The organism is Campylobacter concisus (assembly GCF_003048775.2).
Lineage (GTDB): Bacteria > Campylobacterota > Campylobacteria > Campylobacterales > Campylobacteraceae > Campylobacter_A > Campylobacter_A concisus_I.
Genome location: NZ_CP049272.1, coordinates 282,888 through 308,494, shown reverse-complemented (window position 1 = coordinate 308,494; position 25,607 = coordinate 282,888). Strand labels below are relative to the sequence as shown.

At 37.2% G+C, this 25,607-nt stretch carries 29 protein-coding genes; 9 read left to right on the top strand and 20 right to left on the bottom strand.

Annotated features, from left to right (window positions below):
• Nucleotides 1–50: 50 nt before the first annotated feature.
• Genes CVT17_RS01510 through CVT17_RS01485 form a run of 6 tightly spaced genes read right to left on the bottom strand, consistent with a single transcriptional unit; the run spans nt 51 to nt 5,859 of the window.
• Nucleotides 51–1,124, bottom strand: a complete 1,074-nt coding sequence (locus tag CVT17_RS01510) for an epoxyqueuosine reductase QueH (RefSeq protein WP_107858446.1) — start codon at nt 1,122–1,124, stop codon at nt 51–53.
• Nucleotides 1,125–1,152: 28 nt separating this feature from the next.
• Nucleotides 1,153–1,902, bottom strand: coding sequence for an ATP-binding cassette domain-containing protein (locus CVT17_RS01505; protein WP_107858445.1), 750 nt, complete (start codon nt 1,900–1,902; stop codon nt 1,153–1,155).
• Nucleotides 1,899–2,579 carry an ATP-binding cassette domain-containing protein gene (locus CVT17_RS01500; RefSeq protein ID WP_107769781.1) on the bottom strand — a complete coding sequence of 227 codons (681 nt, stop codon included), beginning with the start codon at nt 2,577–2,579 and terminating at the stop codon, nt 1,899–1,901. The genes CVT17_RS01505 and CVT17_RS01500 overlap by 4 nt, the downstream gene beginning before the upstream one ends.
• Complete coding sequence (locus CVT17_RS01495; RefSeq protein WP_107769782.1) at nt 2,576–3,376, bottom strand: ABC transporter permease; 801 nt, start codon at nt 3,374–3,376, stop codon at nt 2,576–2,578. The genes CVT17_RS01500 and CVT17_RS01495 overlap by 4 nt, the downstream gene beginning before the upstream one ends.
• Nucleotides 3,373–4,311 carry an ABC transporter permease gene (locus CVT17_RS01490; protein WP_107858444.1) on the bottom strand — a complete coding sequence of 313 codons (939 nt, stop codon included), beginning with the start codon at nt 4,309–4,311 and terminating at the stop codon, nt 3,373–3,375. The genes CVT17_RS01495 and CVT17_RS01490 overlap by 4 nt, the downstream gene beginning before the upstream one ends.
• 12 nt (nt 4,312–4,323) lie before the next feature.
• On the bottom strand, nt 4,324–5,859 hold the full coding sequence (locus tag CVT17_RS01485) for an ABC transporter substrate-binding protein (protein ID WP_431188777.1): 1,536 nt from the start codon (nt 5,857–5,859) through the stop codon (nt 4,324–4,326).
• Between the two features lie 171 nt (nt 5,860–6,030).
• Here CVT17_RS01485 and CVT17_RS01480 point away from each other — a divergent pair, with 171 nt between their 5' ends.
• Nucleotides 6,031–9,339, top strand: a complete 3,309-nt coding sequence (locus CVT17_RS01480) for a DUF748 domain-containing protein (protein WP_107858442.1) — start codon at nt 6,031–6,033, stop codon at nt 9,337–9,339.
• On the opposite strand, the gene CVT17_RS01475 is transcribed toward CVT17_RS01480, so the two are convergent.
• Nucleotides 9,336–9,740, bottom strand: a complete 405-nt coding sequence (locus CVT17_RS01475) for a hypothetical protein (RefSeq protein WP_107858441.1) — start codon at nt 9,738–9,740, stop codon at nt 9,336–9,338. The two genes, CVT17_RS01480 and CVT17_RS01475, sit on opposite strands and share 4 nt — an antisense overlap.
• A 116-nt stretch (nt 9,741–9,856) precedes the next feature.
• Here CVT17_RS01475 and CVT17_RS01470 point away from each other — a divergent pair, with 116 nt between their 5' ends.
• The 8 genes from CVT17_RS01470 to CVT17_RS01435 all read left to right on the top strand — a co-directional run bounded on the left by CVT17_RS01470 (nt 9,857) and on the right by CVT17_RS01435 (nt 15,169).
• Nucleotides 9,857–10,060: a tautomerase family protein gene (locus CVT17_RS01470; protein WP_107769787.1), complete on the top strand. Its 204-nt coding sequence runs from the start codon at nt 9,857–9,859 to the stop codon at nt 10,058–10,060.
• Nucleotides 10,057–10,554, top strand: coding sequence for a thioredoxin-dependent thiol peroxidase (gene bcp / locus CVT17_RS01465; RefSeq protein ID WP_107769788.1), 498 nt, complete (start codon nt 10,057–10,059; stop codon nt 10,552–10,554). The genes CVT17_RS01470 and bcp overlap by 4 nt, the downstream gene beginning before the upstream one ends.
• Nucleotides 10,555–10,563: 9 nt before the next feature.
• Nucleotides 10,564–11,205 carry a thiol:disulfide interchange protein DsbA/DsbL gene (locus CVT17_RS01460; protein ID WP_107858440.1) on the top strand — a complete coding sequence of 214 codons (642 nt, stop codon included), beginning with the start codon at nt 10,564–10,566 and terminating at the stop codon, nt 11,203–11,205.
• A 105-nt stretch (nt 11,206–11,310) separates the two neighbouring features.
• Nucleotides 11,311–12,225: a branched-chain amino acid transaminase gene (locus CVT17_RS01455; protein WP_107769790.1), complete on the top strand. Its 915-nt coding sequence runs from the start codon at nt 11,311–11,313 to the stop codon at nt 12,223–12,225.
• 17 nt (nt 12,226–12,242) lie between these two features.
• Entirely contained in the window at nt 12,243–13,361 is a 1,119-nt protein-coding gene (locus tag CVT17_RS01450) for a prohibitin family protein (protein ID WP_021090685.1), read from the top strand.
• A gap of 2 nt (nt 13,362–13,363) precedes the next feature.
• A complete protein-coding gene (hisIE, locus tag CVT17_RS01445; RefSeq protein WP_107769791.1) occupies nt 13,364–14,098 on the top strand; it encodes a bifunctional phosphoribosyl-AMP cyclohydrolase/phosphoribosyl-ATP diphosphatase HisIE in 735 nt (244 codons plus the stop codon).
• The gene (locus tag CVT17_RS01440; RefSeq protein WP_107769792.1) at nt 14,088–14,618 is read left to right on the top strand and encodes a DUF2393 family protein; all 531 of its coding nucleotides are present in this window, start codon (nt 14,088–14,090) and stop codon (nt 14,616–14,618) included. Before hisIE ends, CVT17_RS01440 begins: the two co-directional genes overlap by 11 nt.
• Complete coding sequence (locus tag CVT17_RS01435) at nt 14,618–15,169, top strand: DUF2393 family protein (RefSeq protein WP_021090969.1); 552 nt, start codon at nt 14,618–14,620, stop codon at nt 15,167–15,169. The genes CVT17_RS01440 and CVT17_RS01435 overlap by 1 nt, the downstream gene beginning before the upstream one ends.
• A 121-nt stretch (nt 15,170–15,290) precedes the next feature.
• Here the strand turns inward: CVT17_RS01435 and CVT17_RS01430 are convergent, their stop codons facing one another.
• The 13 genes from CVT17_RS01430 to rlmB all read right to left on the bottom strand — a co-directional run bounded on the left by CVT17_RS01430 (nt 15,291) and on the right by rlmB (nt 25,515).
• Complete coding sequence (locus tag CVT17_RS01430; RefSeq protein ID WP_107769793.1) at nt 15,291–15,953, bottom strand: hypothetical protein; 663 nt, start codon at nt 15,951–15,953, stop codon at nt 15,291–15,293.
• Nucleotides 15,950–17,287, bottom strand: coding sequence for an amidophosphoribosyltransferase (gene purF / locus CVT17_RS01425; protein WP_107769794.1), 1,338 nt, complete (start codon nt 17,285–17,287; stop codon nt 15,950–15,952). The genes CVT17_RS01430 and purF overlap by 4 nt, the downstream gene beginning before the upstream one ends.
• Nucleotides 17,288–17,394: 107 nt before the next feature.
• On the bottom strand, nt 17,395–17,613 hold the full coding sequence (locus CVT17_RS01420; protein WP_084041605.1) for a hypothetical protein: 219 nt from the start codon (nt 17,611–17,613) through the stop codon (nt 17,395–17,397).
• Complete coding sequence (gene dapB, locus CVT17_RS01415) at nt 17,606–18,376, bottom strand: 4-hydroxy-tetrahydrodipicolinate reductase (protein ID WP_107769795.1); 771 nt, start codon at nt 18,374–18,376, stop codon at nt 17,606–17,608. Before dapB ends, CVT17_RS01420 begins: the two co-directional genes overlap by 8 nt.
• A gap of 146 nt (nt 18,377–18,522) precedes the next feature.
• Entirely contained in the window at nt 18,523–19,461 is a 939-nt protein-coding gene (locus CVT17_RS01410) for an NAD(P)/FAD-dependent oxidoreductase (RefSeq protein WP_107769797.1), read from the bottom strand.
• 9 nt (nt 19,462–19,470) lie between these two features.
• The gene (locus CVT17_RS01405; RefSeq protein ID WP_054196066.1) at nt 19,471–19,917 is read right to left on the bottom strand and encodes a hypothetical protein; all 447 of its coding nucleotides are present in this window, start codon (nt 19,915–19,917) and stop codon (nt 19,471–19,473) included.
• Nucleotides 19,917–20,231 carry a thioredoxin gene (trxA, locus tag CVT17_RS01400; protein WP_012001054.1) on the bottom strand — a complete coding sequence of 105 codons (315 nt, stop codon included), beginning with the start codon at nt 20,229–20,231 and terminating at the stop codon, nt 19,917–19,919. Before trxA ends, CVT17_RS01405 begins: the two co-directional genes overlap by 1 nt.
• Before the next feature lie 73 nt (nt 20,232–20,304).
• A complete protein-coding gene (locus CVT17_RS01395; protein ID WP_107769798.1) occupies nt 20,305–20,646 on the bottom strand; it encodes a YraN family protein in 342 nt (113 codons plus the stop codon).
• Between the two features lies 1 nt (nt 20,647).
• The gene (locus CVT17_RS01390; RefSeq protein ID WP_103583271.1) at nt 20,648–21,910 is read right to left on the bottom strand and encodes a homoserine dehydrogenase; all 1,263 of its coding nucleotides are present in this window, start codon (nt 21,908–21,910) and stop codon (nt 20,648–20,650) included.
• Complete coding sequence (locus CVT17_RS01385) at nt 21,907–23,115, bottom strand: LL-diaminopimelate aminotransferase (RefSeq protein ID WP_084109200.1); 1,209 nt, start codon at nt 23,113–23,115, stop codon at nt 21,907–21,909. Before CVT17_RS01385 ends, CVT17_RS01390 begins: the two co-directional genes overlap by 4 nt.
• Nucleotides 23,116–23,124: 9 nt before the next feature.
• A complete protein-coding gene (locus CVT17_RS01380; RefSeq protein WP_107769799.1) occupies nt 23,125–23,907 on the bottom strand; it encodes a hypothetical protein in 783 nt (260 codons plus the stop codon).
• Nucleotides 23,901–24,842 (bottom strand): phosphatidylglycerophosphate synthase, encoded by a 942-nt coding sequence (locus CVT17_RS01375; protein WP_087586846.1) that lies wholly within the window; start codon nt 24,840–24,842, stop codon nt 23,901–23,903. Before CVT17_RS01375 ends, CVT17_RS01380 begins: the two co-directional genes overlap by 7 nt.
• On the bottom strand, nt 24,835–25,515 hold the full coding sequence (gene rlmB / locus CVT17_RS01370) for a 23S rRNA (guanosine(2251)-2'-O)-methyltransferase RlmB (RefSeq protein WP_087586847.1): 681 nt from the start codon (nt 25,513–25,515) through the stop codon (nt 24,835–24,837). Before rlmB ends, CVT17_RS01375 begins: the two co-directional genes overlap by 8 nt.
• Between the last annotated feature and the right edge of the window lie 92 nt (nt 25,516–25,607).

Here is a 25,607-nt window from a genome sequence, read left to right as displayed (position 1 = left end):
TAGCAAAAATTTAATTCACCGCTTTAAGATAAATTTTATAAACTCGCCTTTTAGTCTAAAACCAAAATTTCTTCGCTGTCGTTGTAAAAAACAGCCTTTGCGTAAATTTCGTAGCTACCCTTTTTGACCTCGTCTAGGATGATGATAGGATTTTGTGAAAAATCTCCGCTTATATCACGGCGAAATTTCAGCTCCTTATCAAGCTCAAGCGGCCTTTTGCAAAGCTCATCAACGCTTTTAAATTTACTATTTGTAAATTTATTAAAGCGATCAATACTTATAAAAATCGCGCCCTCTTTTAGCTCATCGTCCAGCTCACAAGAATTTTCTACATTTAGCTTCAAATTTTCTCTTTTAAAGCCAGAGTAAAGCACAAAGTAGCTTGGTATCACAGCGTTTTGAAATTTCACACTAGCACGTAAAAGCCTGTAGTTTAAAAATCGCCTTCTAAAAAGATGAAATTTCTCATCTCTCGCCTCGCACTCGCGCACCTTTTTATAAAGCTCAAGCCTAGCCTCAATGCTTCCATAAAGCGCCCTTGCGTGTAGCTCGCTCATTAGCTCACTTTGGGGCAAATTTTGCGAGTCGCGCTGTTTTTTTAGTGCAAAGACACAGCCGCAGTAATTTTGGTGATAGAGTTTGTCTTTTTTAGCGAGGATAAACTGTTCGCTCGTGCCGCCATTTTTTCTATAATCAACCGCAACAGCCTCTAAATTTGAGCCAGCCACCGCCTCATCAAGCGCCTTTTTAAGCTGAGAAAAGTCCTTTTTTGGACTCATTAAAAGTGTCGTCGTGATCTTATTTAGCCCCAGCTCAAGCGCCTTTTTAGCGGAGCCTTTCATACGAAAATCAAAGCAATATTCGCACCTTTTGCCCTTTTCTGGCTCATCTTCAAGCCCCTTTGTGCCACCAAGCCACGCCTCATAGTCGTATTCGCCGCACATTAGCTCGATGCCTAGCTTCTCGCAGCTTCGCTTCACGTCCTCAAAACGCAGTAAAAATTCGCTATATGGATGTATGTTTGGATCATAAAAATAGCCGACTATTCGTTCATTTGGGAAGTCTTTTCGTAAGCGCCCTAAAAAGTAGTGGCTATCGACCGAGCAGCAGATGTGAACTAGCAAAATTTAACCTTTTTTTGCTCGCATTATATCAAAGATTATTTTTATAAATTTTTGCAGCATCAAGGTATTTTTTAAGGACATTTTGGCTTGCAATATCCTCAAATTTACCAAAAGCCACCTGCTTGCCAGCCTCGATTATTAGCACCTTTTGTGCTATCTTCATCGCGCTTAAAATATCGTGCGTGATAAAAATAATGCTGATCTTTTCATCTAAGCTTAAAAGCAAATTTATGATCTTTTGCTTTGTCTCGTTATCAAGCCCGCTTGTTATCTCGTCACAGATTAAGATTTTTGGCTTTGAAAGAAGTGCTAGCAGTATCCCGACCCTTGTCGCCTCACCGCCACTTAGTTGAGAGGGGAATTTTTCTAAAATTTCATCTTTTAAATTTAAATTTGCCAAAAGCTCTTTAAGCTCATTTTCACTAAAGCTAAGCTTAAGATATGACCTCACGTGAGCGATCGCGGTTTTTACTTTTAGCGCTGGATTTAGGGCTTGTTTTTGATTTTGCAAGATATATCTGATGTCCTTTTTAAGCTCATTTTTATCCGTGATCTCCTTATCGTTTATGTAAATTTTGCCCCCACTTTTTGGCTCACTAAATGATATAAGCTTTGCAAGCGTGCTTTTGCCACTACCACTTTGCCCCAAAATGGCTAGATTTTCGCCATCATCAAGCTCGTAATTTATCCCCTCCAAAAGGTGCAACACTTCAGCTCTAGCGTTAAAATGCTCCTTAAAGCTTAAACTTTTTGATATGTTTTCAAGCCTGATTTTCACGCATTTTCCTTTAAGCTTAGCCGTCCATCTCTCATCTGCCAAATCTCATCACTAAGATAGTTCGTTAGCGCCTCATCATGCGAGATAAAGATGACGCTCATCTTGCCTTTTAGACTCTCTAAGATACCTGCTACGTGGCTAGCGCTAATGCTATCAAGCCCACTTGTTATCTCGTCGCAGACTAAAATTTTTGGCTTCAAGCAAAGCGCAAGAGCGATCTGCACGCGGCTCGCCTCACCGCCACTTAGCTCGTATGAGTATTTGTGCCAGATGAGATTAGCATTATCTAGCCCAAACTCCCTAAAATAGCTAAATGCAAGCTCTTTATTTGATTTATTATCGCCGCCAAGATAGGCGTTGAAGTGATCGCCGACATTTAAGAGCGGATGAAGGCTGGCAACAGAGTTTTGAAAAACGAGCGCAACGACCTTTCTGCGGTACTCTTTTAGCTCATTTTGGCTAAGTTTTAAGATATCTTTTTTATAAATGCTAAATTTATCCGCCCTCACTCTAAAACCATCATCAAAAAGCCTTATTAGGCTCTTTGCAAAGAGCGATTTGCCACTGCCACTAGCGCCTGTGATACCTATAAATTTACCCTCGCTCATGCTAAAATCAAGCTCACGCAAAAGCTTCTTATCCTTATAAAAAATATTTAAATTTTTAATCTCTATCATATTTTTATATTGCCGTTTTTTGAATTTGATGTGATGATCGAGGTTGCAAGGATGAGCAAAAAGAGCATCACACCAGGGAAAAGCACCATCCACCAAGAGCCAAGAAAAAGTGCCTCTTTGCTCTCATTTAGCATGATGCCAAGGCTTATCTTGTTTGCGTCGCTGCCCACGCCAAAAAAGCCAAGTGTGGCCTCCATGACGACTGCGTTTATCGCGTTTATGCCAAAGATACTAATTATTAAATGCTTTAAATTTGGCAAAATTTCAAAGCAGATAAGGCTAAATTTACTAGCTCCATTTATCACAGCCTGCTCGGCGTAGTCGCACTTTTTACTAAGTCTTAAATTTTGCATAAAAACTTTTGCGCCCTGCATAAACGAGCAAATGGCGATTATAAAAGAGGTGATAAGCAGATCTCCGCTACTAAATGAGCTAAAAAGCATGATAAAAACGATGTTTGGTATGCTTAAAAATGCATCAAGTCCCTTATCAAAAAGACTCTCACAAACTCTGCTCTTACTCATGCCAAAATATGCGTAGATGAGCGAAAAAAGCGTCGTTAAAAAGCCAGCAAGAAGCAAGATAAGAAGCGAGTTTTTAAGCGCGTAAGCTACTCTTATGAGATTGTCCCTACCAAGGATGTCAGTGCCAAAGATATGCTCGCTACTTGGGGCTAAATTTACCGCCATAAAGTCAGTGAAATTTGGCTCAAATTTAGAGAAAAATGGCGTCACAAAGGCAAATATGACAAGTGACAAAAAGACAAAACAGGCTAGAAAAAATATGACTTTTCTCATAAATTTCTCTTATCTGCCAAGATAGCGAAAATTTTTGCCAGTAAATTTGCAAAAACGACAAAAACAGCCGTTAGCAAAATGGTCGCAAGTGCGACTGGATAGTCTTTGGCGATCACTGCATCAAGACTAAGTTTGCCTATGCCTGGAAATGAAAAAATGCTCTCAATGACGTATGAGCCAGCAAAAACGCCAGCCACAAGTGTGGCAAAATAATAGACTATATCGGTGCTTGCGTGCTTTATGGCAAAGAGATAAATTTTGCCCCGCCCCAAACCTCTAGCGTGAGCCGTTTGGATAAAGTCAGCGTTTAGGCTTTGATTTAGCCTGTCTCTTACAAATTTCACGTTTGCGCCAAGGTGTGGCAAGATGATGGCAAGAGTTGGCAAGATGATAAATTTAGCTCCCAACCCGCTAGATCCTAGCTCGTTTGCGCCAGAGCTTGGCAGCACGTTTAGATAGACGCTAAAGATCGCTATTAGCACGAGTGCGATGTAAAAATGCGGTAGTGATGCCAGTAAAAAGGAACTAAAGTTTATAAAGATATCGGTAAATTTGTTTTTATAAATGGCGCTTAAAAGCCCCAAGAAAAATGATAAAAAAACTATCAGAAAAAACGAAGCAAAAAATAAGATAAGCGAGTTTAAAAGCCTCTCTTTAATGAGTAAAAAAACGCTTGCTCCGCTTACAAAACTGGTGCCAAAATCCCCCATGACAAAGTGAGCCAGCCATCTAAAATACTGCACAAAAAAGCCATCTTTTAGCCCCAAATTTTCTAAAATTTGCTCTTTTATAGCAACGCTTAGCGCTTCACTTCGCAAAAACATCGCGTCAGTGACATTGCCTGGCAAAAAGTATATGAGCAAAAATAGAAAAAATGAGATGAAAAACAGCAATCCAAGGCTTGAGATCGCTGTTTTTAAAATGGCTCTAAACAAAGTTTTTATCCACTATTTTACTTGCCACTCTCTTATGTTCCATAAAAATCCAGCTCCATGGTGGCCTAAAATTTGCGTCTTGATGCCTGAAATTTTATTGTTAAAGACGAGCGGATAGTCAAGATAGGCTATGAAAATATAAGGTGGATTTTCAAAAAGCGCTTTTAGAAATTCTTTGTAGTATTTTTTTCTAAGCTCCACATCCTTTGTATATCTTGCATTTTTTAGGGCAAGATCGACATTTGCGTCTTTGTAGTGGTTAAAATTCCAGCCATTTTCATTCACACTCACATCAGCAAATCCACCAAAAATTCTATACGTGTGAAAATCTGGATCAAACGGACTTCCCCAGCCGATGATAAAGCTATCAACCTCGCTTATGCTAAAGGCTGTTCTTGGCTTTGCGTAGGCTTTGGCTCTTACGCCAAATTTATTTAGCTCACTGCTTAAAATTTTGGCTAGATTGACCCTTAAGATGTCGTTATTAAAGGCGTAGATATCAAAGCCAAGCTCCTTGCCGTCTTTTTCAAAAAAGCCAGCCTTGTTTTTCTTAAAGCCGCTATTTTCAAGTAGCCCCCTAGCCTTTCGCGGATCGTAGCTAAATTTAAACTCGCCATCATTTGCAAAGCTTTTTTCTATAGGATTGTTCGCCACACTTGCATATCCGTGAAATAAATTTTTAACTATCTCATCTTTATTTACCGCGTAGTTTAGGGCGATTCTTACATTTTTATCTTGAAAAAGAGGATCATTAAAGTTAAACATCAAAGCTCTATAATCCGCGCTTTTAAATTTAAGCAGGCTTAATTTTTTATCATCTTTTATGAAATTTACACCAGTTGGAGAGATGAGTGCGACGTCGATCTCACCACTTTTAAGCCCAACGAGCCTTAAATTTTCATCACCAACAATTTTAAAAAATACCCTTTTTATCTTTGGCTCACCTTTATAGAATTTCTCATTTGCCACAAATTCCAAGCTCTCATCTTTTTTCCATTTTACAAGCTTGTATGCGCCAGTTCCTACTGGAGCCTCGTTAAATTTATCGGTTGAGATATCTTTGCCTTTTAAAATGTGCTCAGGCAAAACGCCAAAGCTAAGCGCGTCAAGAAATGGCGGAAACGGCTCATTAAGCGTAATCTTTACTTTGTAATCGTCTAAAATTTCAACGCTTTTTACGATTTCATAATTTGAGATAGCAGGCGCATTTAGCTTCTTATCTTGAGCCGCTTCAATGGTAAATTTCACATCTTTTGAGCTAAATTTTACCCCGTCATGCCAAAAGGCATCATCTCTTAGCTCAAAAACATACTCCAGCCCATCATCACTCACCTGCCAAGACTTGGCAAGTTCTGGCACAAGTTTGCTGTTCTCATCGTGGCTCGTAAGACCAGAAAAAACTAGCGAAAGCGTAGGATCGTGATCCTCGTCGTAAAGTGGATTTATACGAGGTGTTTGCTCCTCGATAGCGACTACGACTTTACTCTCATTTGCGTAAAGATAGGTGCCAAACAACAAGAAAAATACGAATAAAATTCTCTTCACAATTATCTCCTTTGATTGAAATATTTGTGAAATGGTAATACGAATTTTATAAAAGTATTATTAACTAAAATGCAAATTTGAACGTCTAAAAATTTGGAAATTTCTAACTAGAATTTAACCTTATTTAAAGTAAAATCAAAGTTTATTTTAGATCACTTCAAGGTAAAAATTTAAATGAATAAAAATAAAAAAATAGCCCTAATTTCAGGCATAAGTTTAGTTTCACTTTTGCTTTTTTATACGCTTCTTGGCTTTTTTGGTGTTCCTTATGCTATCAAAAATGTTGCTCCAAAGTATCTAAAAGACTACAATGCAACACTTTTTGTAAAAGAGGCTAAATTTAACCCATTTACTTTTGAGCTAAACGCTACAAATGCCGAGCTAAACACCACTTTGCCGCTTTTTAGCACAAAGCAAGTCGATGTCAAGCTAAAGCCATTTTCTATCTTTAAAAAATTAGTTGAAGTTGATATTTTTAGGCTTCAAGAGCCAAATGTCAAAATTTTAAGAGATAAAAATTCAAAATTTAACTTTAGCAATTTTATAAGCGACGATAACGCAACTACCGAAGATAACAGCACTAGCTCTATAAATTTTGCCCTAAATAACGCAAAAATCATCAAAGGCTCATTTTCATATAGCGATCAAAATTTAACAAAGCCATTTAACGTAAATTTTGACGATATAAACTACGAGCTAAGCTCGCTAAATACGAAGAAAAATAGCGCAGGCAGCCACATCTTTGACTCAAATTCGACTCTAGCTCACAAGATCGATCTAAATGGCGATATCAAGCTAAATCCCCTAAAAATCGAGGGCAATATCAGCATAAAGAACTTTAGCATCGATCCAGTCGCGATTAGCTTCATCGATAACGACACACTAAATCTTAAAAATGCGGTCATAAATTTAGGAATAAATTACGCTTTAATTGCCGACGAGAACGCTACAAATATAAATTTAAAGGATAGCTTTTTAAATGTAAAATCGCTAAACATAGATGAGGGCAAAAACGAACTAAGCCTTGGTGAGCTAGAGCTTCCAAAATTTGATTTATCGAGTAAAATAGCAGACAAGATAGATGCTAAATTAGAGTCAAATGCCATAAATTTAAGCGATGTATCATTTAAAAATGCAATAACAGCAAGCTTAAAATCACTAAATTTAAACGATATTTCGCTTTTAGCAAATTTAAATGAAAAAAGTGAGCTAAATGCGACAGCTGCACTAAATAGCATAAATGCAAATGCCCTAAAAATAGACGAGACTGGTAAAAATTTAGTAAATCTAAAAGATATAAATGCCTCAAATTTAAATGCAAATTTAGCAAATAACAAAACCAATCTAGCGCTTGAAAAAATAGCGTTTGAAGGTATCAATGCCCCGCTTAGTAAAAATGCGAATGCAAATGTGGCAGGGACTAAAATCTCAAACATTAGCTTCACTCAAGATACTAATAAAAGCCTTGCAACTCTTGATGAGCTTAGTATAAATGGCATAAATTTAAAGGCAAAAAATAAAGAAATTTTAGATATCGCTGATGTGCTGACAAAAACGATCAAATTTGATATTTTAAATATGGCTTTGAGTGCTGAGAATATCGATGTAAATAGACCAAAATTTAACTCAGAGTTAAATGGTAGCAGCTTAAGCGCGATAAACCAGCTTGGACTTGGTGAGCAAGAGCCAGCAAAAACAGCCAATCATCGCACTAAAACTAAAAAAGAGAATACATCAGCTTCAAAAAGCAAAGAGAGTGAGTTTAAATTTGACATAAAAAATATCAATGTAAATAACGCCAATATCGCTTTGACGCATCTTTTTGAAGGCGAGAAGATCGCTCATAAATTTGATAATTTGTTTGTAAAAATAGCAAATTTAAGTAGCGATTTTAGTAAGCCATTTGACGCAAAAGTGGATATGAAAAGCTCGCAAAAGCTAAATTTAGACCTAACCTCAAAGATCAAACTTGAACCACTTGATATAACTGCTAAAATCAAACTTGAAGATAAAAATTTGCCAAAATATTTTGCCTACGCAAAGCCATTTTTAGAGGCAGACCTTTCAAGTGGAGAGATGAGTATAGATGCCCAGCTTCACTATGCAAAAGATATAAAAGCGGATGCAAAGCTTAGCGTAAAAGATATTAGATTAGATGATAAAAATAAAGAAAAGCTAATCGCATTTAAAAGTTTAGAAGTGGATAAAATTTCACTTTTTAAAAATAATCTTGAAATTACTGGAGTTGCTCTAAATTCGCCATTTATCAAGGCTCATCTAAGTAAAGAGCGCGAATTTAACCTAAGCAAAATCGTAAAAGAAGATAAAAATAAAGCCCAAAGTGAGCAAAAAACTGAGAGCAAAAAAGCAGCTAGTAAAAAAGATGACGAGCTAAATTTTAGCATTAAAAATTTCTCACTTAACAACGGCGAGGTTGATTTTTCAGATGCGTCTCTATTTATGCCATTTGCTACGAAAATTTCAAATCTAAATGGCAAGCTAACTGACATCGATAAAAAACGTCCAAGTTCTGGCGAGTTTAAAGGCACAGTTGGTAAAAACGGTTTTTCTCAGATTACAGCAAAACTATTTCCTTTTGAGCTAAAGCAAAATACCGATATTAAGCTTGATTTTAAAGACATCGATCTAATCGACATAACGCCATATAGTGGGCAATTTTTGGGTTATAAAATAAAAAAAGGTAAGTTAAATTTAAATCTAAATTATAGCGTTGTTGATTCAAAACTAAACGGCTCAAATCTTATAAATTTTGACACACTCACACTTGGAGAAAAGGTTGATTCAAAAGATGCTGTAAATTTGCCACTTTCGCTTGCTATATCGATATTAAGCGATCAAAATAATCAAATAAATATCGACCTGCCAGTTGAAGGAAATTTAGACGATCCTGACTTTAAATATGGCGGTGTCATTTGGGCTGCTGTTAAGAAACTCTTTGCAGACATTACGTTAGCTCCGTTTAGATTTTTAGGTAATGCTCTAGGACTTGGCAGCAAGGATCTTAGCTCTATTGATTTTCTTGCTGGAAGTAGCGAGTTAATAAGCTCAGAAGCACCAAAAATAGCTGATTTTATAAAATTAACTACTGTAAAGCCTATGATGAAACTTAGCATCACGCCTACTTACTCCGAAATAGATGTGCTCTACTTTAAAGAAAAAAGGCTTGATCAAAAGATAAATCAAATAATCGCCTCAAGCGGCAAAGATTATATTACCGTGCTAAATTCTCTCGTTCCAAACGCTAAAGACAAAAGCGATAAAGCCTTAAGAGAAGAGGCAACAAAAGCTATCGAAGTGGATAAGGAAAAGCTAGTTGAGCTTGCAAATGAGCGTGCAAATGCAGTAAAAGAGGCACTCATAAAAGCTGGGCTTGAGACTGGCCGCATAAATATAAACGATGCAACAAGCTCAGAGTCAAAACAAAATACCTACACAAGCGTGCTTATGGGAGTGGCGAACTAAATTTCATTTATCTCGCTGCTTCTTGCATTATATACAAACCAGCTAAGAAGCATGAGCATCATAAATGCGCCAAAGACTAGGCTTGTGTAAAAATATAAGCTAAAGCCTTCACCTAGTAAATTTGCATTGTGAAGAGCGATCATAACGCCAGCAAGCGAAATTAAATAGCCAATTAGCTTGATGATAAAAATTTTTGGATTTAGAAGGATGAGTAAAAGCCCGCAAAGCATGACACCAAGGGCTATTTGTAAATTTAAAATATCAGTTTGAGCACTTGAGCCAAATGTCAAAAAACCAAGCAAAAATATGACTAAAACCATCAAAACAGCATAAACTGCCCTGCTTCGTCCAAAGCCGTACATAAAGCAAACAAAGCCTTTGTTATGTTTGTTGTAGTCCATTTTTCGCTCCTATGTAACAAGTTTTTGTATTTTAATGCCAAATTCTTAAATAAAGGCTTTAATCTGAAATTTCACTCATTTTGGCTAATATTTTGCATCTTGAAAAAGGAGCAATAATGCCTTATGTTAATATCAAAATAGCAGGCCCAGAGCCAACAAAAGAGCAAAAAGATCAAGTTTTTAAAGAGGTGACTGAGACGCTTGTAAGAGTGCTTGGCAAGAAAAAAGAGGCGATTATGATTTTCATAGAAACTCACGATGCTAGCAACATCGGCGTAGGTGGCGAAAGCGTAGAAGATAAGAGAAAGGGGATGAAATGAGCGAATTTAGCAAAGCAGACTTAGAAAGAAAGATAACGCTTGAGGTTGGCGATAAAGCGCCAGAGTTTGAAGCACTAAATCAAGACGGTGTAAAGGTCGCATTAAAAGACTTTGTGGGCAAAAATGTAGTGCTTTACTTCTACCCAAAGGACAACACTCCAGGCTGCACAACTGAGGCTTGCGAATTTAGCGCAAACTACGATCAGTTTATCAAAAACGATACAGTTATCATCGGCGTTAGCCCAGATAGTGTGAAGTCTCACGTTGGCTTTATCGCAAAGCAAAATTTAAAGCACATTCTATTAAGCGACGAGGATAAAGAAATTTCAAAGCTTTATGGTGTTTGGCAAGTTAAGAAAAACTACGGCAAAGAGTATCTTGGTATAGCAAGAAGCACATTTGTGATCGGCAAAGACGGCAAGATAGCTAAAATTTACAAAAGCGTAAAAGCCAAAGACCACGCCGCAAAAGTGCTAGCTGATCTAGCAAAATAAGGAGCAAAGATGAAGCTTATAAAATTGCTAATTTTAAGTGCGTTTTTTGCACTAAATTTATCAGCACTAACTGAAGGTGTGGAGTATCAAACTCTAGCAAAACCGCTTAATGTGCCTAAAAACTCGGTAGTTAAGGTCTTTAGCTACGACTGCCCACACTGCTATAAATTTGACCGAACGATCACAAGAAAGCTGATGTCAAAGCTTGATGGGGTTAAATTTATCCCATATCACCTAAGCACAAAAGGCAAGCTTGGCGAGACAACAAGTAAAATTTTCGCCGCTCTTATATCGATAGATGAGGCAAATGGCACTGATCTACTAAGCGATGAGTCAAAATTTAAGCAAGCAAAATTTGCGATCTATAAAGCAAGACATGATGAAAAAGATGATTTTAGTGATGGCAAAGACAAAGAGAAATTTATAAATTTAGCCCTTAAAGCAGCTCACGTGAGCAAGGACGACTACGAAAAAGCACTAAATAGCGAAATAGCAAAAGAGCTTTTAGACGCATGGTTCGCCTCTTATGATGTGGCAAGTATCAGCGGTGTGCCAGCTTTTGTAGTAAGTGGCAAATACTTAATAAACTTAAGCGCAGCTTCATCAATCGATGAGATGGCAAAGATCATACAAGACCTTTTAGATAAGTAGTTTTTAGCAGGCAATATCTGCAAATTTTGGTCTTAGAAATGTAAATTTAAAGCAATTTTAGATAAACTCAGACCAAAATTTCTAAGAAAAAAGAAAGGTTTAACAATGAATGCTTCAGAATTTATCTGGATGGATGGAAAATTAGTTAAATGGGACGATGCAAAAGTACACGTTCTAACTCACTCTTTGCACTACGCTAATGCCGTATTTGAGGGTACAAGAGCTTATAAAACAAAAAAAGGTCTAGCTATTTTTAGACTCCAAGATCATACAAAAAGGCTTTTAAGATCAGCAAAAATGACTGTTTTAAATGTACCTTACACTGAGGAAGAGCTTGAAAAAGCGCAAATAGAGCTTCTTCGTGCAAATAAATATGACGGCAATGTTTATATCCGCCCACTTATATTTTTAGGATACGGCGTAATGGGTGTAGCTCACACAAAAGCACCAGTGCAAACCGCTATCGCTTCATGGGAATGGGGTGCTTATCTTGGCGATGAAGGCCTAGAAAAAGGCATTAGAGTTAAAATTTCAAGCTTTGCCAAACTTGCGCCTGCTGCTCAAATGAACAGAGCAAAAGCTAGCTCAAACTACCTAAGCTCACAAATGGCAAACTACGAGGCAAAAGAGGCTGGATACGATGAGGCACTACTGCTTGATAGCGAAGGCTTTGTAGCTGAAGGTCCTGGTGAGTGCTTCTTTATCGTTGAAAATGGTGCATTGATCACTCCACCAAATGACAACAGCCTACTTAGCATCACTCAAGATACAGTTATCAAACTTGCTCACGACCTTGACATCGAAGTAAGAAGAGAGCGCATCACAAGAGATCAGGCTTACACAGCTGACGAGGCATTTTTCACAGGTACTGCAGCTGAAGTAACACCGATAAATAGCATAGATAACCGCATCATTGGTAACGGAGCTAGAGGAGAAGTGACAAAGAGACTACAAAAAGCTTATTTTGACGTAGTTTATGGACTAAATAAAAAATATGAATCATTTTTAACATATATTTAAAAATTTAAAGGAACGAAATGCCCGCTGATTTAAACGATTATTTCAATAAAAAAAAGCCAGGTAATGACAACAGAGGCTCTAGTCAAAATAGCGACAAAGAGCCGCCTTTCAAAAAGGACTTTAAAATGCCAAATTTACCAAGTGGCTTTGGTAAATTTGGAGCACTTGCCTACATTGTAATTGCAATTATTGCTATTTTTGCTATCACTCAGCCATTTAAAGTGATTCACTCAGGCGAAGTTGGCATCAAGTCTACGGCAGGTAAATATGAGCCAAATCCTTTGCAGCCAGGCTTTCACTTCTTTTTACCTTTTATCCAAGATATCATCATCGTAGATACCAGAGTTAGGATCATAAACTATACTTCTGGCGAGGATATGGGCGAATCAATGCAAAAATCATATCAAGGTGTTGGTGCTGGAATTTTACGTAAAAATTCTATTTCAGTGCTTGATGCTAGAAATTTACCAGTTAGCATTGATATTACTGTGCAATACCGTTTAAATCCAGAAAATGCCCCTCAAACCATTGCCTCTTGGGGTCTTAGCTGGGAGAGCAAGATAGTTGATCCTGTCGTTCGTGACGTGGTTCGTAGTATCGCTGGTAAATATACAGCAGAAGAGCTTCCAACAAAGAGAAACGATCTAGCAAGACAAATCGATGATGGCATAAGAAAAGACATCGACTCTCAGCCAAATAAGCCAGTTGAGCTTTTAACAGTGCAGCTTCGTGAGATCATCTTGCCTTCAAAGGTAAAAGAGCAGATCGAGCGCGTCCAAATCGCTAAACAAGAAGCCGAAAGAACAAAATATGAAGTAGAAAGAGCAAATCAAGAAGCCTTAAAACAAGCCGCACTTGCTGAAGGTACCGCTAAAGCTGCGATTATTGAAGCAAAAGGTAAGGCTGATGCCATTAAAATCGAGGCTGACGCAACTGCGTATGCGAACAAAGAGGTCGCAAAAAGTGTCGATCAAAATCTACTAAATTTAAAGCAGATCGAGACGCAAAACAAATTTAACGAGGCTCTAAAAGAAAACAAAGATGCTAAAATTTTCTTAACACCTGGTGGGGCTGTGCCAAACATCTGGCTAGATGCAAAAGATAAAGCAAGGGCTAGCTCAGTAAGCGAGAGATAAAAATGAATAGCGTAACAAAAAGTATAGACTGGCAAAAGGTTGGTGGATTGCTTCCAGTAGTGGTTTGCGATCATGCCACAAATGAAGTTTTAATGCTTGCTTACATGAATGAAGAAGCATTAAATTTAAGTCTATCTAGCCGTTACGCTCACTACTTTTCACGTACTAAAAATAGAATTTGGAAAAAAGGCGAAGAAAGTGGCAATACTCAGGAGATAAAGGCTGCTTTTTTAGACTGCGACAACGATACTTTGCTTTTAAAGGTGATTCAAAACGGAAGCGCTGCTTGTCACACTGGAGCAAGGTCGTGTTTTTTTAATGAGATAAATTTGCATGACGGTAAAATTTTAGATACAAAAACTGAAGTCAAAAAAATAAATTATGGCGTACTTGACGAGCTTTACCATGTAATAGAAGATAGAAAGCTAAATGCTAACCCTGAAGCTTCATATGTGGCAAGTCTTTTTAAAAAAGGCGAAAATCAAATTTTAAAGAAAGTTGGCGAAGAGGCTGGCGAATTTATAATGGCCGCAAAGGATCTTAGCTTCGCAGAAAACTCAAAGCAAAATGAGCAAAAAGCAAAAGATGATCTGATCTACGAAGCAGCCGATCTTTGCTTTCATGCACTTGTAGCACTTTCGGCCCATAATATCCATCCAGATGCTGTAAAAAACGAACTTGCAAGGCGTTTTGGCATGAGCGGCATTGAAGAGAAAAGATCGCGAGATGTTAAATAGCATTAAGCACAACTTGCTTTTTGTATTGCAAAATGCAAAGCTCATTGATTTTCTAACCTATGGCTGGATATTTTTAGCATTTATATTAATTGTACTTTTAGGAATTTTTATTGCGATAAAGTCGTGGTGGCAGATAGGATTTTTATTTATTTTGGCTGCTTTTTTCGGACTTTTTGTAGGTAATTACTACGCGAACAAATATATAAATGAAAATTTAAGACCAGTTAGCATAAGCAAAATAATAACCAAGCAGCTTCAATATGTTGATGCACTAATGGTTGATTTTAATATTACAAATAATTCAAATAATGCACTTAGTATCTGTAAAATCGAGCTTGACTTCTATCTAAGTTCAAGGCAAAATACGAAAGATTTTTTTAACTCACTTAATCCATTTGCTAGAAAAAGAATCATCTTAAACGAGGAATTTTTGCCAAAGCAAAGCATTGAGATTAAAGAATTTGTCAATGATTTCGCATTTATAGATTACAATATCTCTAAAAAAGTGGAGTGTTTTTGATGAGCTCAGCATATTTTACGATCGTTCATATTATCGTTCTTTTTGCGATTGCTCTGCTTTCTATTTTATTTCTTGTTCTCTCACTTAGAGCTGAGCGAAAGTTATTTTTATCACTATTTTTTACAAACATTCTAGTCTCAACCACACTTGCTGTTTTTTTGATGCTAGTGCTTGATAAATACACAAAAAAAGGCATGCTCGAAAATGTAAAAAGTGAGCGAATTTTGCGAAATGAAAGTATTGTTTTTAAGGGACAAGTGAGAAATATTGGTAAATTTACAATTAGCAACTGCACGCTGACAGTCAAACTAATCAACCAACCGCTAAATAAAAATGACCTTGGCGGTGAAGCATTTTTTAAGCCAAGTGGGCTTTCATTTTTCTCATGGGTTCTTGGTACAGATAAGGACGAGAGGCCAAATACAGTTGAATATAAATTTGATGTAGCCAAAAATTTACCAAAGCAAAAAAGCACACCATTTACCGTATATATGCCATATCCGCCTTATTTTAAAAATGGCATGAATATCACAAAACTAAATTGCTACTAATAAAAATTTAAAGCAAAATTTTACAAATTTCATAGGATAAAACGTTAAGTCTTAGTTTGATTTTAGAGTAAATTTTATCTTTTTAGCATCTGCAATAAACACGATTTTCTAAGCTAAAGACTTAAAAAGTACAAAGTATGTCAAGTAGCCTACCCAATTTTTGTAGGTCATTTAAAAAGAGTTGCTTTGTTTTTTGTGTAAATTCTTTTGCTTCTTCTAGGATTTTGGCCTCAGATATATTGTAAGCAAACTCTTTTTTTAGGATCTTTGCACCTTTTTTATAAAAGAAATTTGCTTCTATAATGCTTGCAAAAAAGCTATCATCTCTTAAATAGTAGTTTGTTGCTACATTTACATGCACTGGCTTTTGTAACAAAAAATCACCGCAAACACTATTTTGTGAGCCAAATTTAACACTCTCAAGCACATCAGGCCTTATCTCATAAAATTTTATCTCATTAGCTCTTTTTAAAGCCAGAATATCACTTGATTTATTTAAATTTATAGAGCTATTATTTACCTCAAGTACGTTTATAGTGCCCTTTGCAAGCGAATAAGCATTTAAAATTTTATCTTCTGCTAAAAAATTTACTACACCAAAAAATGGCACACTAGCATTTTGTTCTACAAAATTTTGAACAGTTTTTATTTGTAGCTGCTGCTTTGTGCCATTTATCTCATAGTAGCTTACGTAAATAGAAATTTCGTCTTTTTTGCTTGGACTCTTTTGTGAGCAACCACTAAAAAATATTGCAACAAGCAAAAAAATGGCTAAATTTTTCACTTTATGAAATAGTCACCATCAAAGCTTACAAGCGAATATTTTCGCTCATTGCCGATACTTTCTTTAAGTTCGTCTATACTTAAAAATTCTAAGCTATCTGCACCGATATATTCTCTTACTTCCTCTGCATTTTTTTTAGAGCTTATTAACTCTTCAAAACTTGGCGTATCGATACCGTATCGCTCAGGGTATTTAAGCTCAGGGCATGCGACTCTAAAATGAATCTCTTTAGCGCCCGCATGTCTTAAAAGATCAACCACCTTTTTTGAAGTAGTACCGCGAACTATACTATCATCGATAACAACGATGCTTTTACCTTTTAGAACCGATGACATCGGGTTAAGTTTTAGCTTAACCTTTAAATTTCTCATCTCTTGGCTTGGCTCGATGAAGGTTCTACCAACATAGTGGTTTCTGGTGATAGCTAGCTCAAAAGGGATCTTGCTCTCATTTGCATATCCAAGCGCTGCTGGTACTCCGCTATCTGGTACAGGTACGACAAAATCTGCTTTAATTTTGCTCTTCTTAGCTAGTACTTCACCCATTTTTTTTCTAACTTCATAGATACTTTTACCTTCTATCACGCTATCTGGACGTGCGAAATAGATATATTCAAATGCACAAATTCTAGGATCTGGATCATAAATTTGAATACTTTGAAACTCACTTTTTCCATGTTCAAAAACTATCATCTCACCAGGCCTAATATCTCTTATAAAGCTAGCCCCCACAAGATCAAAAGCACAAGTCTCGCTAGCTACGATATATCCACCATCTTTTAGCTTGCCAAGGCTTAGTGGTCTAACACCCCAGCGATCTCTTATGGCAAAGGTTTTATGGCGTGACTGGATAAGCAAACAATAAGCACCTTTTATCTTGTCAAGTGCCGCGATAATACGGTCCTGCAAGTGTTCGCTATGGTTTCTTGCAATTAGATGGATGATATTTTCAGTATCCATATTTGTCTGAAATATCGCACCATCTTTAATAAGCTCATCTCTAACCTCATCTTTATTTACCAAATTTCCATTATGGACGATTGAAATTTGTCCCAAAGAGTAATTAGCGGCTATTGGCTGGGCATCACGACCCGAGTTTTTACCAGCCGTTGCATAGCGGTTGTGACCGATCGCCATATCGCCTTTTAGCGATCTTAAAATTTCTTCATTAAAAACCTCTGTAACCAGACCATTACCCTTGTGAGTAGAAATTTCTCCGTCATCACAAACACTAATACCGCTAGCCTCTTGACCGCGATGCTGCATAGAAAATAACGCATAATAGGCAGTCTTTGCTGCATCTTTAGAATTTATAATACCAACTATTGCACACATTTTTTTCCTTTAGTTTTCATCATCTTTGTAAATTTCAAGAACATTTTTATAGTTAAACTTGATCTCATCGCCAGCATTTAAATAGCCTTTTATAAATGGTTCATTGTCTAAAATACCGGTATACCGGTAAATTCGCCGTTATTTGTTTCGCTAACGACCACCCACATGCGCTCAACCTGAGCAATTTCATCATCTTCAAATCCAAATATAAGCTTTACTATATCGCCGGTTCTTAAATTTTGACGCTTTTCACGCTCTGGCAAGTAGAATTTATCACCAAATTCTAGCTTATAGCTTTCTATATCATCAAGCTCAAATTTAATCATCAAGCCCTAAACTATCGTCTATCGAGTATAGACCACTACTTTGATCTTTTAGCCAAATAGCAGCCCTGATCGCACCTTTTGAAAAGGTTGCCCTACTTGTTGCGGTGTGATTTAGCTCAATAAACTCGCCGTCATTATAAAAGCCAACTGTGTGGCGACCGACCACATCTCCACCACGAAGTGCCATAACTGCGATCTCGTCCTTGCTTCTTTCGCCCACCATGCCAACTCTACCAGTGACTAAAACATCTTTTAAATTTAAATCCCTAGCCTCAGCCACGCAACCAGCTAATGTCATCGCTGTACCACTTGGAGCGTCCTTTTTGTGCCTATGGTGTTGCTCTACGATCTCTATGTCAAATTCTCTTAATGTTTTTGAAGCAATCCTTGCAAGGCGGTTTAGTACAGCCACACCCAAACTCATATTTGTTGCGTAAAGAATAGGCATAGTTCCTGATGCTAGGTGGAGTAAGTTTTTATCTTCGTCATTTAACCCGGTCGTACCTATAACTAGTGGTTTTGGATTAGTTCTAGCGTAGTTTAGCAGTGCCATAGTCGCCTCTTTTTGACTAAAGTCGATTATTACATCGCATGCTTCAAAAAATTTAGCAAAGTCATTTGTCAAAAGATCGCTACTTAAATTTTCAACCTGATTTTTTTGGCTAAAAGCGATGCTTAAAGTGGCATCTTTTTCATCTTTTAAACAAGAAATGATACTTTGAGCCATCTTTCCACTAGCACCATAAAGGCCTATTTTTACCAAAATTTATCCTTTGATTTTTGGTTGAAATTTAACATAAAATTTATTATAGATAGATTACAAATAGGCTTTAAAAATACGTATAAAATCAAAAATTTGATAGAAAAAAAGAAGAGGAATTTAGCCAAAAATTTGGCTAAATTTGAGTATTAATGCAAGCTTTCTATGTAGCTCATAGCGCTAAGTGCAGCCACTGCGCCATCACCTGCTGCTACGATGACTTGCTTTGGAGCGTCCTCTCTGATGTCGCCTGCTACAAAGAGCCCTTTTAGGCTGGTTTGCATCTTAAGGTTTGTCTTAACCTGTCCACCATCAACCATTTCGCAGATAAATTTGCCATTTTCATCTTTTAAAATTTCGTTATTTACATTTAGTCCTACGAAGGTGAAAATGCCAGGCACATCAAGCACGCGCTCGCCATTTTTGGTATCAAGCACAATCTTTGTTAGGCCCATTTTATCGCCAAGCGCCTCTTTTATCGTTGCACTTGTTATAAATTCGATCTTTTCATTTTTTTTAGCTTTTTCAACGGTCGTAGGTGCTGCTCTAAACTCGTCACGTCTATGGATAAGATAGACTTTTGAGCAGATATTTGCTAGATAAAGTGCCTCTTCAACAGCTGTATCACCACCGCCAAGGACAGCTACCTCTTTATTTTTATAAAAGAAGCCATCGCATGTCGCACATGTGCTTACGCCTTTGCCAAAGAACTCGTCCTCGCCTTTAAAGCCAGCACGTCTTGGAGTTGAGCCAGTCGCTACGATAACCGCTTTTGCCTGCTCACTATTACCACCTTCAAGTAAAATTTCAAAGCTGCCGTCGCTATTTTTTCTAACGCCAACGACGTTTGCCCACTTGTGAACTAGCCCAAATGCACTGCACTGCTTCCACCAAGTGCTCATAAAGTCAAAACCACTCTCGCCAGGGGCTTTTTGGCCTGGGTAGTTTTCTATCTCTGAGCTAGAGGTGATCTGACCGCCAGGCTCGCCTTTTTCAAACATTACAACATTTTTTAGTCCGCCTCTAGTGGCGTAAAGTCCGGCGCTTAGTCCTGCTGGACCGCCTCCGATGATCGCTAAATCAAGCATAAATTTCCTTTATTCTAAAACATTTATGGGCGAATTTTGTTTATAAATTTCACCCCTTTGATGAACTATCTCAACACTACTTGGAAGCTTTGTAATGCTCAAATTTCGCATCAGCTCCAAGACCGTATTAATATCTGAGCTTATATATTTTAGTGTTGAGTTTGACTCATATCTTTTTTGAAAGATATCGATTGCCACAACTGTTTCATTTTTGATTGGTAAAATTTCATCTAATTTTGATTGATTTGAGCTGAAGATTAAAAGCGTGTATTTTGGCTCTTTTGGAGTGAAAATTTCGCTTTTTTCGTAAAAAACTAGCTTTGCAAAATCAACAAATTTATATTGTGAAAAACGATAGTTGCTATACGCAAATGCAGCTGCTATCATAGCTGCACCAAAAAATGAACCAAATATATATGTAAGAGGAAGTAGACTTCCTCTTCTTTTTTCGCTCATTAAAGAAGCGAATTTAATTTGTCAGTTAAGGCTTGTTTTGACTGTGCACCGACCATTTGTTCAACTAGCTCGCCATTTTTGAAAAATAACAATGTTGGGATCGATCTGATGCCAAACTCAACTGCAAGATCTTGCACTTCGTCAGTATTTACCTTGCAAATTTTTGCTTTACCGTCAAAGTCTTCAGCAAGTTCTTCGATCACTGGAGCTAGCATACGGCAAGGTCCGCACCATGGAGCCCAAAAGTCTACTAAAGCAACGCCTTCTTTTGTAACATCAAAATTTTCTTTTGTAAGTTCGATGTATTTTCCCATTTTTTCTCCTTATTTTTTAAAATGTTGCAATTATACAAATTAAATTTAAATTTTATCTAAATAATAAATTTTATTATAAACTAATATTTTCTATCAATTCTAAATTTTCATTTTTTATAATTAGTAAATCGACTTGAAAATCTCTATTTGGCTCATTTTTCATCATATAAAAATTTATAGTTTTTAAAATTTTTATATATTTTGCCTTATTTAGTCTATATTCTGCCTCGTATTCTCCGTTAGTTGCTTTTACCTCTATAAAGTGCAAAATTTTATCACTACTTAGCGCGATAATGTCGATCTCACCAAATTTAGAGTGAAAATTTCTCTCTAAAATGACAAAACCAAGCTTTTGTAAAAATTCACACGCCCTATCTTCCGAGCTTTTACCAAAGAGATACTCTTTTAGCCCCAAGTTACTCCTCGATCCTCATCATAAATGGCTCTTCTTTTATATACTCTTGCTCTTTTAAAATTTCAATTGTCCTTCTTACATCAGCCTCAAGACTCGTATGTGTCGTAAAAAACAATACCGCAAATTCGCTCTCATCTTTTGGTTTTTGAAGTATGCTATCAATCGATAAATTATTTTCGCTCATTAAATTTGTAATCTTTGCTAGCACACCCATTTTATCTTCGACTTTTAATCTAAAGTAATACTTTGTCTTTATCCTATCGCGGTCAAGTAGCTCAAGCGTATTTAATTCAAACGGTGCTTTATATCCAAGCATTGGCGATTTGCTATCTCTTGCGATGTCTATGAGATCACTGATCACCGCGCTTGCCGTTGCGTCGCCGCCAGCTCCAGGTCCATAGTACATCGTCTCGCCAACGACCTCGCCAACGACACTGATCGCATTTGTTACGCCACTTGCCTTTGCTATCATTTTATTTTGTGGCACAAGCGCTGGATGTACGCGTAGTTCGATTTTACCCTCGCTTTTTTTGGCAATTGCTAGAAGTTTTATTGAGTATTCGAAATCTTTTGCGAAAAATATATCTTCAGGCGTAATACCTTGTATTCCTTCGATCAAAATATCCTCTGGATCGCCGTGCACACCGTATGCGATGCTTGCTAAGATAAGTAGCTTATGAGCCGTATCAAAGCCACCCACATCAAAAGTAGGATCAGCCTCAGCGTATCCAAGCTCTTGCGCCTTTTTAAGAGCGTCTTTAAAATTTGAACCCTCGTCCATCATCGAGGTTAGGATAAAGTTACTAGTTCCGTTTAGTATGCCATTTATACTAACGATATGGTTTGCGCTTAAGCCTTCCCTTAAGGCTCTAATGATCGGTATGCCACCAGCCACACTTGCTTCAAAGCCAAATGGTATATTTTTGGCTAAATTTTGTAGGGCGTATCTATGATAGGCAAGGAGTGCTTTGTTCGCTGTTACGACTGCTTTTTTTCGCTTTAAAATTTCACTCACAACCCTAAAAGGCTCTTCAACTCCGCCCATAAGCTCGACAAAAACGTCGATATCATCGCGGTTTATAACGCTATTTATATCGTCAGTCAAAGGGATGCCAACGTCTCTTTTTTTATTTAAATTTCTGACCACTCCGATGACTGGCACTATCTCCTCGCCACTTCTTGCTGCGATTAGCTTTTTGTTTTTTAGCAAAATTTTAGCAACTGACTCGCCAACGGTTCCAACGCCCAATATCGCTACATTCATTCAAATTCTTTCAAATATTTTTTTATATTTCTTGCTGCTTGTCTTATTCTATTTTCGTTTTCGATAAGAGCTAGACGCACATAGTCGTTTCCGCCCTCGCCAAAACCAATACCAGGACTAACTGCGACTGACGCCTTTGTAAGAAGCTGCTTTGAAAACTCAAGGCTGCCCAGATGGCTAACCTTTGGCGGAAGTTTCGCCCAGATAAACATACTTGAGCTTGGTTTTTTAAGCTCCCAGCCAGCCTGGGCAAAGGCCTCTATCATCACATCTCTTCTTTTTTCATAAATTTGGCGTATCTCTTCAACACAGCTTTGATCGCCATCAAGTGCGACTGTGGCAGCCACCTGGATCGGCGTAAACATGCCATAATCAACCCATGATTTTATCTTTTTAAGTGCCGCACAAAGCCTTTTATTTCCGCACATAAAGCCGACTCTCCAGCCAGCCATATTGTAGCTTTTTGAAAGTGTATAGCACTCGACTGCAACGTCTTTTGCACCATCAACCTCAAAGATACTTGGCGTTTTGTAGCCATCAAACGTAAGATCAGCGTAGGCGATGTCAGAGATAACGTAAAATCTCTCTTGCTTTGCAATGCTTACAAGGCGCTCGTAAAAGCTCTTTTGCACGGTTACGGTCGTTGGATTGTGAGGAAAATTTACGACTACATATTTTGGCTTTGGTGAGCTAGCGTGTATAGTCTGGATCAAATTTTCAAAAAATTTATTCTCATCTAGTTCAAATTTATCATTATAGTGAAGCGGCATCTTTGCGACACTTCCGCCAGCAAATAAAAACGCTTGCGTGTGTATCGGATAAGCAGGGTCAGGCACGATAGCCACATCGCCTGGGTTTATCACGGCTTGAGCTAGGTGAACAAAGCCCTCTTTGCTACCCATCGTAGCGACTGCCTCAGTGTCTGGGTCTAAATTTACGCCGTATTTTCTTTTGTACCAGTTGCAAATGGCAAGGCGGAGCTTGTAAATTCCAGCACTGGCTGAGTAGCCGTGAGTCTTGTCCTTTTGCGCGCTTTCGCATAGTTTATCGACGATGTGCTGTGGCGTTCTGCCCTCAGGATTACCCATAGAAAAGTCGATGATGTCCTCGCCAGCTCTTCGTGCAGCCATTTTTATCGCATTTACTTCGGCAAAAACGTAGTTTGGCAAACGCTCAATTGTATTAAATCTTATCTCATCAAACACTGCTTACTCCTATTTTATAAGCTTGATAATTATCTCATTTTTTATATTATTTATATCAACATTGTCGCTAATTAATGCGTATTTTGCGCCTATTGCTAAATTTATAGAAATGGCGGTTTTTGCTTGCTCCTCTTTTATAGAGTCAATCTGATTTAAATTTTTATCATAAATCCTAACAAGTGGCATCCATCTATTTGACTCTTTTGATGCGATATCCAGACTACTTGCACCCTCAACATCAACAAAATAAGTACCACCGCTTTTTAAAAGTGGCGTCTCTTCGTCAAAATTTACCTTTGTAGCCTTAAGGATCATATTCTGAGCATCTAAAAATATCTCTAAATTCCCATCAACTCTATCAAATCCTAAAATTTTAAAACCGCTTTGACCAAGTGCTAAGCTTAATAAACTTGGATCTATTCCACCATTTTTTATGGCCGAAATTCCATAAGAAATTTGATCTCCATTTTTTAGAGAATTTATCCTTGAAATACTTATGTTGGCATCATCCAGAGTTGAATTTATTGATTTTACAAATAATGTAGAAGGAGCCTTTTGCTCACTTATAAATTTTAAATTCAAACTATTTGAGCCAAATGAAATGCTATCGTAACTCGAGTTTTGTTTTAATCTTGATACTAGCTCATTGACATTGAGTGAGCCATTTTGGTCTAAATTTTCTAAAGAAATTTGCACATTTTCAACATTGCTTAAAGCACTTGCACTAGTTTGTAAGCTAAAAGCATAGGCAAATACACTAAAAGCGGTGAAAATCGCTATTTTTCTTACCAAGATTTACCCTTGTTAAGTTCTACAAACTCATCATAGCTCACAAATTTCATCTCTCCATTTTCTACTAAAAATCTAGCTGGACGGCTTGGATTATATTTTGTCACCTTATCGCCGATCTTTAGCTCAATGTTGCCATTTCCACAAACCACAAGCTGTCTTTGGTCTAAATTTATATTTATGCTTTTACTTGTGTCGTTTGATACTTTTTGACCATTTTCAAGATTAATTATCCCTATCCAGACACGTTGTTTTGGTGTAATGACCGCCTCATTTAGTGGCTTTGTAATGTTTTGCTCTATCTTAGGAGCTGGCTGAGCTACCATGCTTGGCTTCACAGCATTTTGCTCCATGTTTGCAGGACTTGTTGTCACATTTTGCTCAACTGGAGCTGAAATTTTTACGTTTGATATGTTTGCTTCTATTTTAGGGCTATTTTGAGAGATGGTGATATTTGTATCGATGATATTTTTCTTCACCTCATTTACTATACTTGACTGCGAATAGCTCACGCTTTTATTCTCGTCATTTAAAAACGATAAAAAATTCTCGATATATTTGTAAGCATCAAAATGATATGCCCCACCAGCGATAATAGCTAAAATGATGAGCCAAAATAAAAATCCAGCACCGCCACTACCGCTTTGTTTTTGTATGGTAATATCTTTTGGAGTGTAAGAAGAAATTTTTGGAGTAACTTTAGTTTTGTGACTCTCATCTGGAGTGTTTTCTTGCATAAAGGCATCATATTCAGCGAGCAATTCGCTCAAATCAACATCATATTCACGTTGTAAAATTTTGGCATAACCTCTAATGTTTAAACGTGATAATTTTTCAAAATTTTTATCAAAAATATATTGTAAAAATGTAGGCTCAATATGCGTTTTACGTGAAATTTCCTTTATACCTATCTCTTTTAAATTCTCTAATTCATTCATCTATCATCCTGTCACAAATTATTGCAAAAGCTGCACTTACATTTAAGGAGTCCCAGCCCTCTTTTAACTTTATACCAATACACTCATCACACTTTGCTAGAGCTTTTTGCGGTATGCCTTCGCCCTCTGAGCCCATCACCAAAGCTCTTTTACCGGCAAACTTCATCTCTTTTACGTTTTTTCCATTACTTGCTGTTGCATAAATTTTAAAGCCAAATTGCTTTAGTTCATTTAGCAAACTAAGCCCATCTTCAAAAATCGCTATTGGTATCTCATAGGCAGCGCCGCTACTTGATCTTAAAACGCCTTGCATATTTATACTTTTTGCCACTATCACAAGACCTTCGCAGCCTAGAGCATAAGCACTTCTAGCGATAGCACCGATATTGCCAACATCGCTTATGCCGTAAAGAATGGCGATAAAATTTAGCTTTTTAAGCTCAGTAATATCTGAAAATTCAAACTCACTAACATTCGCTAAAAAACCTTGATGGTTTCCACCGCGAGCTAAAGACTGCGCTTTTTGATTATCCACGCGAATAATTTTTTTGCCCGTACCACAAATTTTATAGAAGAGTTTTTTGTCACACTCTTTTGATAGATATATCTCTTCTAATATCTGTGGTCGCTTGTTCAAAATATGTAAAAATAGTTGTTTTCCGTATATTATCATGGTAACTTATGGTAGCTAAAGTCAATTAAAATTTAACTTATTTTTGTATGTAACTAGAGTAAATTTTACACTTTCGTTTCAATGTCACTTAG

What these genes read in the sequence shown, in the direction of transcription:
- CVT17_RS01470 (WP_107769787.1), top strand. Translation starts at nt 9,857, where the DNA reads ATGCCTTATGTTAATATCAAAATAGCAGGCCCAGAGCCAACAAAAGAG.
- bcp (WP_107769788.1), top strand. Translation starts at nt 10,057, where the DNA reads ATGAGCGAATTTAGCAAAGCAGACTTAGAAAGAAAGATAACGCTTGAG.
- trxA (WP_012001054.1), bottom strand. Translation starts at nt 20,231, where the DNA reads ATGGGAAAATACATCGAACTTACAAAAGAAAATTTTGATGTTACAAAA.
- CVT17_RS01435 (WP_021090969.1), top strand. Translation starts at nt 14,618, where the DNA reads ATGAGCTCAGCATATTTTACGATCGTTCATATTATCGTTCTTTTTGCG.
- purF (WP_107769794.1), bottom strand. Translation starts at nt 17,287, where the DNA reads ATGTGTGCAATAGTTGGTATTATAAATTCTAAAGATGCAGCAAAGACT.
- CVT17_RS01375 (WP_087586846.1), bottom strand. Translation starts at nt 24,842, where the DNA reads ATGAATGAATTAGAGAATTTAAAAGAGATAGGTATAAAGGAAATTTCA.
- hisIE (WP_107769791.1), top strand. Translation starts at nt 13,364, where the DNA reads ATGAATAGCGTAACAAAAAGTATAGACTGGCAAAAGGTTGGTGGATTG.
- CVT17_RS01475 (WP_107858441.1), bottom strand. Translation starts at nt 9,740, where the DNA reads ATGGACTACAACAAACATAACAAAGGCTTTGTTTGCTTTATGTACGGC.
- CVT17_RS01460 (WP_107858440.1), top strand. Translation starts at nt 10,564, where the DNA reads ATGAAGCTTATAAAATTGCTAATTTTAAGTGCGTTTTTTGCACTAAAT.
- CVT17_RS01480 (WP_107858442.1), top strand. Translation starts at nt 6,031, where the DNA reads ATGAATAAAAATAAAAAAATAGCCCTAATTTCAGGCATAAGTTTAGTT.
- CVT17_RS01440 (WP_107769792.1), top strand. Translation starts at nt 14,088, where the DNA reads ATGTTAAATAGCATTAAGCACAACTTGCTTTTTGTATTGCAAAATGCA.
- CVT17_RS01450 (WP_021090685.1), top strand. Translation starts at nt 12,243, where the DNA reads ATGCCCGCTGATTTAAACGATTATTTCAATAAAAAAAAGCCAGGTAAT.
- CVT17_RS01405 (WP_054196066.1), bottom strand. Translation starts at nt 19,917, where the DNA reads ATGAGCGAAAAAAGAAGAGGAAGTCTACTTCCTCTTACATATATATTT.
- CVT17_RS01390 (WP_103583271.1), bottom strand. Translation starts at nt 21,910, where the DNA reads ATGAATGTAGCGATATTGGGCGTTGGAACCGTTGGCGAGTCAGTTGCT.
- CVT17_RS01495 (WP_107769782.1), bottom strand. Translation starts at nt 3,376, where the DNA reads ATGAGAAAAGTCATATTTTTTCTAGCCTGTTTTGTCTTTTTGTCACTT.
- CVT17_RS01410 (WP_107769797.1), bottom strand. Translation starts at nt 19,461, where the DNA reads ATGCTTGATTTAGCGATCATCGGAGGCGGTCCAGCAGGACTAAGCGCC.
- rlmB (WP_087586847.1), bottom strand. Translation starts at nt 25,515, where the DNA reads ATGATAATATACGGAAAACAACTATTTTTACATATTTTGAACAAGCGA.
- CVT17_RS01500 (WP_107769781.1), bottom strand. Translation starts at nt 2,579, where the DNA reads ATGATAGAGATTAAAAATTTAAATATTTTTTATAAGGATAAGAAGCTT.
- CVT17_RS01420 (WP_084041605.1), bottom strand. Translation starts at nt 17,613, where the DNA reads ATGATTAAATTTGAGCTTGATGATATAGAAAGCTATAAGCTAGAATTT.
- CVT17_RS01455 (WP_107769790.1), top strand. Translation starts at nt 11,311, where the DNA reads ATGAATGCTTCAGAATTTATCTGGATGGATGGAAAATTAGTTAAATGG.